Genomic DNA, 14,258 nt, shown 5'->3' on the forward strand with positions numbered 1-14,258 from the left:
TGGTGGTTTGTCAGAGGTGTTCGGTGTCGTCCAGGGTCTCGGTGGCCGCTCGTTCGACGAGCAGGGGGACGAAGTCGCGCACCTTCGTTCCGTCGAAGCGACGCAGCGCCCAGGAGACCGCCTCGTCGATCGTCCCGGGGTCGGTGTCGGGGTATTTCCGCGAGAGGTGTTTCCTGACCGAGTCGATCTGGCGGGGTTCGTCCTCGACGAGATGCGCCCGACGCGCCTCGTTGTACGCGTTGAATGCTGCGGCGCGCGACCGGATGTCCTCGTCGTCCTTGTCATCCTTGTCGGCGTGGTCCGGGCCTCCGGTGGTGGCGGGGCAGACCATCGCCGGACAGGTGCTGTGGTGAAGCAGGTAGTGGCTCACCGACCCGAGGACCGCACCGGCGAGTCGACCGTGCCCGGAACTGCCGACAACCACCAGCTGCGCCTCGGTCGCCCGCTCGGCGAGGGCCCGGCGAGGATCTCGCCTCGTGACGGTGTGTGTGACGGTGACGTCAGGGAACGCGCGCACCGCGGCGGCGAGGCGAGCGGTCAGCAGGACCCGCTCGTCTCGCTCGATCTGGTCCAGGTCGAGCACGTACGGGACCGTACCGCCAACGGTGTGGTGGTACGCCGACCAGGCGTGGACGGCGACCACCGGCGCATCGACCAGGTGGGCGTAGTTGAACGCCTGCCGGACCGCTCCCGCGCTGAGCTCGGCGTCGTCGACGCCGACGACAATGGGCCGGTGATCGGACGGCGCTCCGGGTTGTCCCTGCCAGATCGTGACGGGACATGAGGCGTGTTTGGTGAGAGCGATGGCGGTCGATCCGATTATCCGCGTGCGCAGAGCTCCGGCTCCGGTGTTTCCGATGACGACCATCCGGGCGTCGGCGCTCGCGGCGGCCAGGGCGCGGGCGGGCGGCCCGGGCACGAGGTCAGCTCTCATCTCGAGGTGCGGCCACCGTTCGCGAACCAGAACGAGCGTCTCGTTCAGCACCAGCTCCCCGGTCTCACGCGCCGCGGCGGCGGCGGACCCCTGTCGGATCACCGCGTTGTCTGCCGCGGAAGAGGGAGCGTCCGGGAGTGCGTGGACGATGCGCAGCGGGCAGCCGAGGCGCGCGGCGAGGGCGGCCGCCCACAGCGACGCCTCGAGGCCCACCCGCGATCCGTCGACCCCCGTCACAATCACCGAATCATCGTGTGCAGCCACATCGCATCCCTCGTGGAGTCACCGCGCGCAATGATCGTCCGCACCGACAAGGTTGCCCCCCGGCGCCGCCGAACGGTAGAGCATCGCCCGGGTGGTAATCGTCGGTCGTCCTGCGTGGTTCACACGCGAATATTTCACGCCCGGCAACCGCGCCTCGGGTGGATCGCGTGGCTACTGGGTGAACTTGCTGCGGCTGTCGCGATTCCGTCACGACTTCGCCGGCGTGTCCGGCTCCGGCGTTGTTGCCGTCGGCTCCGGCTCCGGCGTCGCTGCCTCCGGTTCTGCTGGTGTCGGGGTGGTTTCGGTGGGTGCTGTGTCGGCGGGTTGGGGTGCCGGGCGTGGGTTGAGCATCCGGATGGCGAGCGCACCGCCCCCCAGTACCACCGCTATCGGCCAGCCGACCAGTCCGGTGGCGCCGAGTGCCGCGATAGTCCATGCTGCCGCCGGCGTCGAAGCGGTTCCACTCCGGATACCGGAACGGACGCCGTCGACCGCGCCCTGCACGCTCCCGGTGATCCCTCCCTTCGCGGCCGCGCCGACGGCCCCGACCGGGCTGGTCTCGGCATGGGCGTCGCCGGAACGGACGCCGTCGACCGCGCCTCGCACGCTCCCGACGATCCCCCCGAGCGTGGCTCCGCCGACGGCACCAGCCGCACCGGTCGCAGCGTAGGCGGCGTCGATGACCCAGCGCGTGCTCTTGTCCCCGATCGTCATGAAAGGCTCCTTGTCGCGAGTACTGCAGATTCTTCGTTCGGTACGGAGTGTCGTCGCGAGCAGGTCGTCGATGTCGGTGCCTGCGTATCGATCTCGACGAAAGGCGACCAATGTCCTGGGAGAACTCGCTTCAACTCTAGCCGCCCCGGAGCGGGATACGGGGCCTGGTGCCGTGGGATGGCACCGAAGCGGAACCGCACCTGGACGGTGCGGGTCGGCCGAATCGGTCGAACTCGTGTTCCGCGCCCGAAGGCACTGTGACACCCGATCATTCGTCGTCTCCGTCGTCTCCGTCGTCTGCGTTGGTGTGGACCACCGCGCGCACGACCGCGTCGATGCCGGGTAGCCGGCCGACGAGGTCGGGGGCGAGGGCGGCGGCCGCGGTGGCGGCGGTCGCCGAGCCCAGGCCCTGTGCCCAGCCGAGCGGGCCCACGGGGACGCAGCCGAGGAATTGGCTGATTCCGGGGGTGCTGATCAGTGCCGCCATGGCGGCGATGGACCCGAGCGAGGTCGCCACGACGAGGGGGCTGCGGGAGTCGAGGAGGGTTTGGCCGAGTTGGCTGCCGACCAGCGCGATGAGCGCGACGGTGGAGGCGCGTTGCCGGGTTCCGGTGAGGCTGGCCGCGACCCATGCCGCGGTCGCGCCGGCGGCGGTGGTGGCGCCGCGGACGGCGACGGTGCGCAGCAGCGCCGCCTGGTCTGGTCCGTGCGCGGCGCTTGCCTCGGGGGAGGTGTGGTTCGGGGAACTGACCGCGAGGGCCGCCGCGGGGAGTGCGTCGGTGAGCATGTTCACCAGCAGCAGTTGACGGGCGTTGAGTGGTGAGTGTCCGGTGGCCACGCTGCCGATCAGGGCGAACGCCACTTCGCCGCTGTTGCCGCCGAGCAGCACCGCGACGGCCGCGTCGACCCGGTGCCACAGTTGCCTGCCCTCGTCGAGGGCGTCGAGCAGTGCTCCGACCCGGCCGTCGAGGAGGACGATGTCGGCGGCGCCGCGGGCGGGGTCGCTGCCGCGCGAGGCTACCCCGATGCCGACGCTGGCCGCCCGGATAGCGGCGGCGTCGTTGGCGCCGTCGCCGACCATGGCGCATACCCGCCCGGCTCGTTCGAGGGTCTGCACGATCTGCACCTTGTTCTCCGGAGACATGCGGGCGAAGACCAGGCAATCCGCCACGGCTCGTTCTTGTTCGGTCTGCGACAGGGTGTCCCACTCGGCTCCGCTGATCACCTGGGCCGGGGTGACCGGCATGCCGAGTTCCTCGGCGATGGCGAGGGCGGTGACGGGGTGGTCTCCGGTGATCAGGCGGACTGCGATGTTCTGCTCGAGCAGGGCCGGAAGCAGTCCGATCGCATCGGCGCGCGGTGTGTCGGACAGCCCGAGTAGGCCGACCGGCTGCAGTTGCTGCTGCGCGAGCGCGACCAGGGCGTCGGGGTCGTCGGCGGATGCCTCGGCTTGCCTGGCCGTGAGGTGGCGTTGGCCGACGGCGATGACTCGTAGACCGGCGGCGGCCATCGACTGCACCCGCTCGGCGAGGGCGGTGTTCTTTTCGGTGAACGCGGCGAGCACGGCCTCCGGTGCGCCCTTGACGGCGAGGTGTGTCCCGGCGACCGCCGCCGCGTAGGAGCGGCCCGACCGGAACGGAAGATACGCCACCCGCCGACGTTCCCCATATATGGCGGAGGCGGCGTCGGCAGCTTCGACGACCGCGACGTCGGTGGCGTGGTCGGGAGGACCGCCGTTCTCCGACCAGCCCGTGCGCGCGGCGTAGGCGAGTACCTGCTCCCGGGAGAACCCGGGTGCCGGTTCGACCGAGGAGACGCGCAGCCGGTTCTCACTGAGGGTTCCGGTCTTGTCGAAGCACACCACGTCGACGCGGCCGAGGGCCTCGATCGAGCGGGGGGTGCGGACGAGGGCCGCGGACTTGGTGAGCCGGCGCGCGGCCGACACCTGCGCCAGCGTGGCCACCAGCGGCAAACCCTCCGGCACCGCGGCGACGGTGATCGCGACACCGCTGATCACCGAGGCCCGGATCCCGGTTCCGCGGAGCAGGCCGAGCGCGGTCACGAGGGCGCCGCCGCCGAAACTGATCGGCAGCGCACGCCCGGTCAGCACGCTCAGCTGCGACTGCAATCCCACCTCGCGCACCTTGGCCGGGGCCATGGCGGTGGCCCGCCGCGACTCGGTGGCCCGGCCGACCGAGGTCACCAGGGCGGTGGCGGTGCCGGTCAACACGGTGGTACCCGCGTAGATCATGCAGGTGCGTTCGGCCAGTGGTGCACCGGGCGTCGGCTCGGTCTGCCTACTCACCGGGAGTGATTCGCCGGTCAGCGACGACTCGTCGACCTCGACGCCCGGCGCCGCGAGCAGCCGGCCGTCCGCCGGTGCCACCTCACCCGGCCGGATTTCGATCACGTCCCCAGGTCGCAGCCGGACCGCGGCGACGTCGACGTAGAGACCAGGGCCGGTGATCCGTCGGGCGGGCGGATCCTGCACGGCAAGAAGCTTCTTCAGCACCTGCTCGGCGCGCAGCCGCTGAGTGGCCGAGATCGACGCGTTGAGCATCAGGACCGAACCCACCAGCACCGCATCGAGCGGCGACCCCAGCACCGCGCTCGCCGCGGCGCAGGTCGCCAGCACCGGGGTCAGGGGATCGGAAAGTTCGCTGCGCACCGCGCGGACGAAGTCCCAGGTCGACGTCACCGGGCGGGCGCTGAGAAGCAGCGTCATCGGTGAGCTGATCAGTGAGACCGGGCTCCCGCGTCCAGGGGACACGTCGTCGTCCGGTAGCGGGGGGAGCAGCCGGCGGGCTTCGGCGATCGGCATCGCGTGCCACTCGTGTCCCGACCGCGGTACCGGCAGTGCGGCGCCGAGGACACCGCGGGCCAATGAATACCCGGTCCACAATCCGCCGGCTGCGCCGACGGTCACCGACTCCGTCCCGGTACCGGGCACACCGGGCAACATCAGCAGGGCGCCGAGCAGGGAGGCGTTGAGCGAGACCTCGACACCGCGTCGGCTCGCCGCCCGGGCGGCCGGAAGCGCACGCAGCACACGCCACACACCCGTCAGATCCGCGGCCAGCAGATGCGCGCCCCACGACGGCGCAACCCCGTCACGGGCGACTGCGATGCCGACGTCGGCCAGCGCCAGTGCCCGCGGCGCACCCGCGGCCACCACGGCGACGGTGGCGCCGTCGCGTTGGAGCCCCGCCACCACCTCGCGCAGGGTCTGATCGACCGAATCGCCCAGTGGCTGAAGGTGATCGAAGCCGTTGCGCAGCGAGCGGAGCGCGTCGTCGTCGACCGAGATCACCTTCACTCCCGCCCGGCGAGCCTCGGCGATCACCGCGGAGGCGTATCGGTCGTGGACCGAACTGACCAGGACCCGCGCGTCGGCGTCGGCCTCCTGCGGGGCGTCGGGCACAGCGGAGACCGGGTGCCAGCCGGGGGTGAGCCCGCCGCACGCCACCGACTCCCGCGCTGACGCCCACACCCGGGTGCGGTCCCGCTCACGAACACCGAGGACGCGGCTGACGCTGAGCGCCGCGGTATACAGGGCGCGCGGATCGATCACCACCGTATCCACCCGGTCGAGGCGGCGGAGCGCGGCCGGCTGCAGCATCAGCACACCGTGCCGCTCGTTCAGGCCACGCCCGAGGGTGGCGGCGAACAATTCCCGTGCCGAACGAGTCGCCTTGGGTGCGGCCACCATCGCCGCGGTGCCGGCGGTCACCGGGTTCGCGGTGAGGGTCCCGAGCCCGACCGCGCCGGCAAGCCCTGCCAGGCCGGCCCGGTCGGCATAGCGCTCGATCGGACCAGCCGGCCGCGCACCCGGCCGGACCGAAGGGGGGAGTTCGTCGGCCGTGGCCTGCGGCGCGAACGTCGCCTCCAGCGCCCGCCACGCCCGTCGACCGGACAGTGCCTCGGCCAGCGCAGCCACCCGGGTCGTCGCCTCGACGGCCAGCGATGCCGGTGACAGACTCAGGGTATACGACGCCGCGGTCACGACCGCGAAGACCAGATCGGTGGCGTCCGCGCCGATCGCGCTCTCCACGACGGCCCGTACCCGCGGTTGATAGTCGGCTACGATCACCGGGGCCGCCACCGCTCCCGGCAGGCGCGGCAAACGCAGAACCCTCCCGCCGAGGCTCACCCCCAGGCCGGCGAGGACGATACCGGCGGCAACCAGGTGACCGACCAGAACGACCTCGTCGCCGGGTAGGTCCAGTGGTCGGCCGGCGCAACCGTCACTGCTGAAATAGTTTTCGGTGTCCGCCACGATCCGGCACAGTGCCTCGGGTGTGGGACCGCACCCAGCGGCGGCCACCACGATCCGGGACCACGGTCGGTGGAGTTCGGCGTGTTGGACTCCCGGCGCCGAACGGACCGTCTCGAGCACCCGCTCGCCCAGTGCCTGCCCGTTCGGACCGTCGAGGCCGCGCACCTCGATCCACGTGCGATTCTCGCCGAACCCCCACCGACGTGCGGGTTCACCCCCGACGGCCTCACGGGCAGTGCCCGCGAGCATGCGAAATAGGTCGGACGGCGAGGGCGCTGCCGCGGCAACCTCGGCGGGTGCCCGCAGCAGCGCGGTCCCCACACCGGCGGCCGTCCCCGCACCTATGAGTGTGGTGTCAAGCGTGATCGCACCCGCGGCCGCCATCGTCCGCATCCCGGCACGCATCCACCGCCCGGGCAGGGAGGCCACCGTCCGCACGGATGTTCCTGCGATCACGACGAACCCGCTCGTCCCGGATACCGGGATCGCACCGCCGGAGATCGCCGGCCGTTCACGGCGACCGTGTCGGTAGTGGCGCGGCGGATTTCACGGTGTCCTCCTCCGGATGCCGTGACGTTGCCGGTGTTACACGAGGGCGGCACCGACTGTCGACGTCGCGCTCGGACCCGGCTTGCCCGCCATCCGGGCCGCGAATGCGATCCGGTGCCAGCCTAGTCCCGCATGTGCCGGGGCGGACTCGATGTGGCAGGTGAACATCTCGGAAATTCAGCGCGGCGGACCGCGGCGCGGCGCGGTTCGGCCCGACACCGGGGCGGACTGCCGACCGGCCGGCGGCGACCGACCCTTCCGGCTGTCGACGAGCCGGATGATCAGTTTCCGGATCTCGCTGACCCAGAGCACCGTGCTGGCCATCGCCACGCACACCAGCCACTGCGTCGGGGCGAGGGGCTCGGTGGTGAACGCGGCGCCCAGGAACGGCGCCTGCACCACTGCCACCTGCAAGAGGGTGGAGAGGGCGATTGCGCCCCACAACCACCGGTTGGCGAACACCCGGCGGAACGCAGTACCGGTCTCGGAGCGGGCGTTGAAGGTGTTGAACAGCTGCGCGAATACCAGCACCGTGAAACCCGCGGTCCGGGCGTTGTCGAGGGATTGTGTGCCCGCGAGGAGACCGCCGGGCAGATACAGATCGAGGGTCAGCAGCGTCGCGGCGGCCGTGGCCAGGCCGATCACGATCACGTTGCCCCACATCCGATTGTCGATGACCCGATCCCGCATCGACCGCGGGGGCCGGTTCATCACGTCCTCGGTCTCGGGATCCACCCCCAGCGCGAGGGCGGGGGCGCCGTCGGTGAGCAGGTTGATCCACAGGATCTGGGTGGCCAGCAGGGGCAGGACGATCGCACCGCCGCCAGGCGAGGTCAGACCGATGCCGCTGGCGAGGACGACGCCCAGGAAGACGGTCAGCACCTCACCCATGTTGGACGAGAGCAGGTAGCGCAGAAACTTCTTGATATTCGAGAAGATGCCGCGGCCTTCTCGAATGGCCTGGACGATGGTGGCGAAGTTGTCGTCGGCCAGGATCATCTTCGCGGCTTCCTTGGTGACCTCGGTGCCGGTGCGGCCCATCGCGATGCCGATGTCGGCGAGCTTGAGGGCGGGGGCGTCGTTCACCCCGTCCCCGGTCATCGCCACCACCGCGCGGTCGACCCGGTGATCGGTGTCGACCTTGTGGTCGGCCTGGAGGGCGTCGACGATGCGCAGCTTGTCGGCCGGGGTCACTCGTGCGTACACCACGCAGTGGCGCACCGTTTCCCGGAGCTGCTGGTCGTCGAGCCGACCGAGTTCCATCCCGGACACCACCGCCGGTTCCCGCCGGGCGAGGCCGAGATCGTGCGCGATGCGCGCCGCCGTGCGGGGATGATCCCCGGTGATCATGATCACCCGGACTCCCGCCCGGTGGGCCTGCGCGATGGCCACCGCCGCCTCCTTGCGGGGCGGATCGATGATCCCGGCGATGCCCGCGTAGACCAGATTCCGCTCGAGCGACTCGTCGAGCGGTGGCGGTACGGTGACCTCGAGCCGCCGGTACGCCACGGCGAGGGTGCGGAAGGCCTCGCCGGACAGACGCTCGACGTCGCCGAGGATGCGTGCCGTCCAGACGTCGTCGAGCGGCTCGAGCCCGTCGCCCACCTGCACCTGCGCACAGTGGTCGAGTAACACGTCCGGGGCACCCTTCGTGACCACCGTGATCTTCCCGGCCCGCTGGGTATCGGACGCCAGGCTCGTCATCATCTTGCGTTCGGCGGTGAACGGGATCTCGCCGACCCGGCGGAACCGTCCGGTTCTGCGGTCCCGGACGCCGAGTTTGACCTCGGCGACCAGGAAGGCGGCCTCGGTCGGGTCGCCCTGGACGATCCAGTGCCCGTCCTGTTCCCGCAGGGTCGCATCGTTGGCGAGGCTGCCGCCACCGAGCACGCACGCCGTCTGCCGCCACAATCCGGTGCCCTCCGCGAGGGGTGCCCCGTCGTGGAGAATCTGCCCCTCGGGCCGGTAACCGGCGCCGGTGACGGTCACCTCACCCACCGGGGTGACGACCCGCCCGACGGTCATCTCACCCTTGGTCAGGGTGCCGGTCTTGTCCGAGCAGATCACCGACGCCGAGCCCAAGGTCTCGACCGAGGACAGTTTCTTGACGATTGCGTGACGAGTGGCCATCCGCTGCACACCCAGGGCGAGCACGACCGACAGAATCGCCGGCAGCCCCTCCGGGACCGCCGCCACAGCCAACGACACCCCGAGCAGCAGGGCCGTGATCACGTCGTCGACACCATGGACGCCGAAGACGAGGAAGATCGTCGCGATCACCACCCCGGCGATCACCATCACCGCGATCCCCAGCATCCGGCTGACACGGCCGATCTCGACCTGCAGCGGGGTCGGGCCCTCCTCGGTCCCGTGCAGCAGGCCCGCGATCCGGCCCAGTTCGGTCGCCATCGCGGTGGCGGTCACCACCGCCCGCCCGACCCCCTGCGTGACGGCGGTGCCGTTGAAAACCATGTCGAACTGGTCCCCGAGCGCCGCGGGACCCGGCAAGGTGCGGGCATCCTTGAGGACGGATTCACTCTCCCCGGTCAGCGAGGCCTCCGACACCTCCAGCGTGGCGGCCGACAGCAGTCGCGCGTCCGCGGCCACCGTGTCGCCCTCGCCCAGCGCCAGCACGTCGCCGGGCACCAACTCTCGGGCCGGCACCCTCAGCCGCACACCGTCCCGCACCACCGTCGCGGTGGCGGCGCTCATCCGCGCCAGCGCCTCCACCGCATGTTCGGCGCGGGCCTGCTGCACGTAACCGAGGAGGGCGTTCACCACGATGATGGCCGCGATCACCAGGGCATCGATCGGCCATTCCGAAGCCCCGTCCACCACCCACACCGCCAGCGAGATGGCGATCGCGGCGAACAGCAGATAGATCAGCGGATCGCGGAACTGCTCGACGAACCTGCGCCACGCGGGCACCGGCCTCTCGGTTTCGATCTCGTTCGGGCCCACCGCGGACAACCGACGCGACGCCTCCACCGCCGTCAGACCCCTGTCCGGGTCGGTGCGCATCGACTCGACGACACCGCTCGCATCCATCAGCGAGGCGTCGGAGTCCATCACCACCCCTGCCACAGGGGCCTTCCTCTCCATCGGACCACCCATCCGTCCCCGACCGCTCACCCACGCCTGGACCCGCGCGATCGCCGAGTGACCAGCAGCAACGTTAGCGGTGATCGCCGGCGGGGCGCAGCAGAGTGGTCCGGTGCCCGGTGCCCGGTGCCCGGTGCCCGGTGCCCGGTGCCCGGTGCCCGGTGACCCGTGCGACGTCGATGGCCAGGCATCCATCATCGCAGCGTTCCCCGGGCGCCGGCGTCGGGATGTCGAATCCGGTCAGCTCGTCCGCGCCGGGCCACAGCCGAGACCGACCCAGCGACAGGGCAGTCCACCCGGAATCGGGTGGTCGGGGTCGACCGTCCCGGCCTCGAAAGCGAGGACCGCGCCGTCGAAACGATCGAACCAGGGATTGCCGCCGATGGGGACGACATTTCCCCGTCGGCGCTGGCCCGCTACGAGGGCATCGCGCCGTCGCTGGATGGAGGTCGCCCGTGTTGCGGTGACGCCACCCGGAGAGGTCAGACGCCCCCGCGATCGCGAAGTGCTGTCGACAGCCCGCGGCGCAGGCCGGTGACCGGGTCGATCTGCGGCCTCGGATCGGTGAATCTACGTTCCGACGCGGTCTCGGGCGCGTCGTCGGCGGTCGCCCGAAGGAACTGGTTCGGCAGCGCCAGCTTGGCGATGGTGCGCCACGACGTCAGGTACTGCACGGGCAGCGATCCGGTCGTGTAGGGCAGGTCGTACCTTTCGCACAGCGCACGCACGCGCACGGAAATCTCGCGGAGCCGGTTGCTCGGCAGATCGGGGAACAAGTGATGCTCGATCTGGTAGCACAGGTTGCCGCTCATGAATGCCATGACCGGCCCCGCCTCGAAATTCGCGCTGCCGAGCATCTGGCACAGGTACCACTGCCCCCGCGTTTCGTCCTCCAGCTCGGCTTCGGTGAACTTCTCCGCGCCGTCGGGGAAATGCCCGCAGAAGATGATCATGTTGGACCAGACGTTGCGGATCATGTTCGCCGTCAGGTTCGCGGTGAACGTGGGCATGTGGAAAGCCGGGGCGCTGTACACCGTGATCGGAACGCCGGGCCGGTTAGGGCCGGGTAGAGAACATAGTCCTTGGCGATCTGCGTGCCGATCTTCCCGGCCACCTCGCGGCATCTGCGCACGAACTCGACACGACACCACCGTTGGCCACCCTGCCCAGCTCCAAGTGCTGGAGGGCCACGCCGTACTCGAAGAACAGCTGCAACAGCAGGTTGTAGACCGGATTGCCGACACTCCACGGCTGCCAGGGCTGATCACGGGTGACGCGCAGCAGGCCGTAGCCCACGTCGTCGTCTATCCCGAGCACATTGGTGTCCGGCGCGAAGGCCGTGATGTAGACGAGGGCGGCGACCTTCTGGGGCGTGCCCGCCTCGGTGGGTGGGCGCTTCGCAGGAGGTGACTGCAGGCGCAGTACGGAAGTTGTCCCGACGCTGAGCGCGACGAATCGTGCAGAGAAGAGGAACGGCCGCACGACCTCTGTCATCGAGAAAACCGTCTCCGAGAACGGGCTGGCGCGGATCGCGCAGTGGCTGGCCAGGTGGACGGAGAAGTGGCTTCCCGACGCCTACGTTGTCGCCCCGGTCGGCGTGTTCATCGGCGCCGTGGTGCAGCGGCGGATCAAGCCGCCAGGGCGTACTCGGCGACCCACGGAACTCGAGCACAGCCGGTGAATCGGCAGGTGAGACGCTGCTCCTCACGTCATCGCGGTGACCGTGATCGACGGAACTGCGGAAACGACCGTCACGGGCACCGTGACACTCGCCGGCCGGGACACCCCGTCGATGCTTGTCAGCAACTCAGGGGCGCTTCGCTGGCCCCTCCGTCGGGACGGAAAGTCGATATGGGCCGGCGGTACCCAGGCCGGGGTGATGGCCCCTCGGCGGCGTCGGCCATCTCGACCCGGTTCCCGCGGACGCGAACGGACTCGCTCCGTCGACCCGGAGAACATCATCTTCCGCGAGATGAATCCATAGCCGTCTCGTCCGGCCGGTTCCACGCGTCCGCCGTATGGAGGCCGGTCGGTGCCGGGGTGCTGTCACGTCAGGAACGCGGTGACCGCCGCGAGGTAGATCACGATCGACAGCAGGTCCTGGACTACGGTGGCCAGCGGCCCGGATCCGAAGGCCGGGTCCCTGCCGAGCCGGTGCAGCAGCCAGGGCAGGACCATCGCCACCGTGGTGGCGATGGCACTGGCGGACAACACCGCGACCGCAACCGCGGCCGCGAGCTCCCAGTCCCCGGTCATCAGCGCGACCATCGGTGCCATCACCACGCCGAGAATGGTGCCGACCCAGAACCCGGTGAGGACTTCCGGCCCGACGATGCGCCGGATCCCGATCCCGACCGACAGCCCGCGGATCGCCAGGGTCTCGGTCTGGGTGCCGACGGCGTCGGCGAGATAGACGATGCCGGGCACGAAGTAGGCCACCGCCAGGTTGGCGTCCAGCTGCTTCTCGAATCCCGCCATCAAACCCGCCGAAAGCATCGCGCCGAGCAGTCCGACGAGCAGCCAGGGCAGCCGGTGCCACAGCCGACGCACTACCGTCTCGACGCTGGTCGTGCGGGCGGCTTCGACCGAGTGCATGAATCCGCCGAGCCGGGCCAGGTCCTCGTCGTGCTCGTGCGCGAGCACCGTGAGCAGCTGTGGCGGTGCGATCAGACCCCGGAACCGGCCGTCGGCGTCCACCACGGCGAGTCCGGGCTTTCCGTCCTGCGCCGCCTGCCACGCGGCATGTTCCTCGTCGGTGTCGGGTGTCACGGTCGGTGGGTCGGGATCCATGACGTCGCCGATGGTGGCGCCGCCCGGTGCGCCGAGGATCCGCTCGATGACCGCCACGCCGACCAGGTGGTCGTCGTCGAGCACCGCGACGACGGACGCGGCTTCGAACTGTCGACCTCGGATGCGGTCGAATGTCGCCGAGACCAGATCGTTGGGCTGAGCCGTGGGGACCCGGGTGCGGGCGTGCGTCAGCGCGGTGTGCGGACTGCCGACCGACGCGGTTTCGGGGTGTGCGATGACGGGACCTGCACCGGACATCGCGGCCTCCTCGAAGGGCGGGTGCCCCGCGCGATATGGTGCCCGATCGAATGGCTCCGGAGCTGTCGACGCCCGGCGGCCGCCGACTCCGGCGGCGGCCGGGGCAGGTTGGCGGGGCGGGAACCCACTGCTTGCGGGTGTACCTCGGTCGGCGCCGGTGCAAACGCGGTTGTGCACATCGGTTACGGCGACGCGGTCTCCGGCGACTGCGGTCCGGTGGGTGAGCGGGTGTGTGGCTCGGAGGCCAGGACCTGGCCCGCCGCGATGACGAGGGCGACGGGCCAGTCGATGATTCCCAGCGCTGCGAGGGCGCCGAGGTCGGTGAAGAAGGTCAGCTGCTCGGGGCGCGGGATGCTCACGCGCCCCAGGATCGGCAGTGTCACGGCGAACCGTTCGCCGCGGCGTACCCGTTCCATCGTGTCCCGGTGCGACGAGCGGGTGTCCGTTTTCTCGGTCACGGCGGACCTCCCTACGAACTGCGTTGCGCCGGAGGCGAACAGGGCCTGCAGCTCGATGCCGGTCAGTGCGGGGACGAGGCCGCGTGCCTGTCAGTATCCGGGGGTGCTCAGGGGTGGTCGGCGTCGGGGCCGGGCCATCGCTTCTTCTCGCCCGCGTGCGCGTGACGGACCAGGACGAGCATGCGCACCTCCTCTCGGCCACCACGGCCACCGGTCGTTGGCCGGTGCAGGTGGGATCTTCGTCGACGATGCGCTCCTGTGACGCACAGCTGCCGCCGCCCGGAGAGGCGGACCCACTCCTTGGACACCAGTGGTTCATTTCAGGTTCACCGAGGATTAGGCTTGCGGCCGGGGGAATTCGGCCCACGCGTCCGAGTCGCGGTGGGCATTGATGCGACCAGTGAAACTGGGTGGATGTCATGGGGATTGTGCAAGGTACGACACGGTTGGTCACGGGAGCGGGTGAGGCCGTGACGGCCACCGCCGGTGCCGTCGGTGGTGCCGCGGTGGGAGCGGTGGCCGGAAGTATGCGGGGCGCGGCGAGAGGAGTGCGCGAGGGGGTCAAGGTCGGCAGCCACTCCATCCCCGCCGCGTTGTTGACGATGGGGGCGATCGGTGCGGCGGGATTGGTCGAGTGGCCGATCGTCCTGGGGGCGGGCGGCACCGCGCTGGTGCTGCACCAACTGCACGCCGCACGGTCTGGCAAGACGACTGCGACGACATTGGCGACCACGTCGACCGCCGGAGACCGGGGCGCCGCCGAATCCGCGGCGGTATCGGTGGAGGCTGCGGGACCGACCGACAAACCCGCCGCTGCGCCCGGCCCAGCCGGCGCATCCGGTGCCGGAAAGACATCGTCGACCGGCTCTGTGAAGGCGCGGCCCGTTCGGTCGACGCCGCAGCCGTGAAATCC

Annotated in this window: 7 protein-coding genes and 1 pseudogene; 1 reads left to right on the forward strand and 7 read right to left on the reverse strand. The window is 70.5% G+C overall.

All coding sequences use genetic code 11. The features are described from left to right. Positions 1 to 10 precede the first annotated feature (10 nt). The 7 genes and pseudogenes from GO592_RS33330 to GO592_RS33365 form a co-directional block, all read right to left on the reverse strand. Positions 11 to 1,198 carry a universal stress protein gene (locus tag GO592_RS33330; RefSeq protein ID WP_039950759.1) on the reverse strand — a complete coding sequence of 396 codons (1,188 nt, stop codon included), beginning with the start codon at positions 1,196 to 1,198 and terminating at the stop codon, positions 11 to 13. A gap of 207 nt (positions 1,199 to 1,405) precedes the next feature. Then, a complete protein-coding gene (locus tag GO592_RS44895) occupies positions 1,406 to 1,912 on the reverse strand; it encodes a hypothetical protein (RefSeq protein WP_007296423.1) in 507 nt (168 codons plus the stop codon). Between the two features lie 268 nt (positions 1,913 to 2,180). Continuing rightward, positions 2,181 to 6,572, reverse strand: a complete 4,392-nt coding sequence (locus GO592_RS33340; RefSeq protein ID WP_007296424.1) for a cation-translocating P-type ATPase — start codon at positions 6,570 to 6,572, stop codon at positions 2,181 to 2,183. A 342-nt stretch (positions 6,573 to 6,914) separates the two neighbouring features. Continuing rightward, positions 6,915 to 9,785 (reverse strand): cation-translocating P-type ATPase, encoded by a 2,871-nt coding sequence (locus GO592_RS33345; protein ID WP_082324887.1) that lies wholly within the window; start codon positions 9,783 to 9,785, stop codon positions 6,915 to 6,917. Positions 9,786 to 10,321: 536 nt separating this feature from the next. Further along, positions 10,322 to 11,162 (reverse strand): annotated as a pseudogene (locus tag GO592_RS33350) (fatty acid desaturase family protein); the annotation flags it as partial. A 723-nt stretch (positions 11,163 to 11,885) separates the two neighbouring features. After that, a complete protein-coding gene (locus GO592_RS33360) occupies positions 11,886 to 12,887 on the reverse strand; it encodes a magnesium transporter (RefSeq protein ID WP_202715060.1) in 1,002 nt (333 codons plus the stop codon). Positions 12,888 to 13,069: 182 nt separating this feature from the next. Then, positions 13,070 to 13,345, reverse strand: a complete 276-nt coding sequence (locus GO592_RS33365) for a hypothetical protein (protein ID WP_007296687.1) — start codon at positions 13,343 to 13,345, stop codon at positions 13,070 to 13,072. 419 nt (positions 13,346 to 13,764) lie between these two features. Between GO592_RS33365 and GO592_RS33370 the strand changes: the two genes are divergently transcribed. Next, positions 13,765 to 14,253 carry a hypothetical protein gene (locus tag GO592_RS33370; protein ID WP_039950930.1) on the forward strand — a complete coding sequence of 163 codons (489 nt, stop codon included), beginning with the start codon at positions 13,765 to 13,767 and terminating at the stop codon, positions 14,251 to 14,253. The last annotated feature ends 5 nt before the right edge of the window (positions 14,254 to 14,258 follow it).

The sequence above is a fragment of the Rhodococcus sp. 21391 genome (genome assembly GCF_016772255.1).
Classification (GTDB): Bacteria; Actinomycetota; Actinomycetes; order Mycobacteriales; family Mycobacteriaceae; genus Rhodococcus_F; species Rhodococcus_F opacus.

Excerpts from the sequence above, each read along its gene's own strand:
- GO592_RS44895 (WP_007296423.1), bottom strand. The coding sequence starts at position 1,912 with ATGACGATCGGGGACAAGAGCACGCGCTGGGTCATCGACGCCGCCTAC.
- GO592_RS33340 (WP_007296424.1), bottom strand. The coding sequence starts at position 6,572 with ATGGCGGCCGCGGGTGCGATCACGCTTGACACCACACTCATAGGTGCG.
- GO592_RS33345 (WP_082324887.1), bottom strand. The coding sequence starts at position 9,785 with ATGGATGCGAGCGGTGTCGTCGAGTCGATGCGCACCGACCCGGACAGG.
- GO592_RS33360 (WP_202715060.1), bottom strand. The coding sequence starts at position 12,887 with ATGTCCGGTGCAGGTCCCGTCATCGCACACCCCGAAACCGCGTCGGTC.
- GO592_RS33370 (WP_039950930.1), top strand. The coding sequence starts at position 13,765 with ATGGGGATTGTGCAAGGTACGACACGGTTGGTCACGGGAGCGGGTGAG.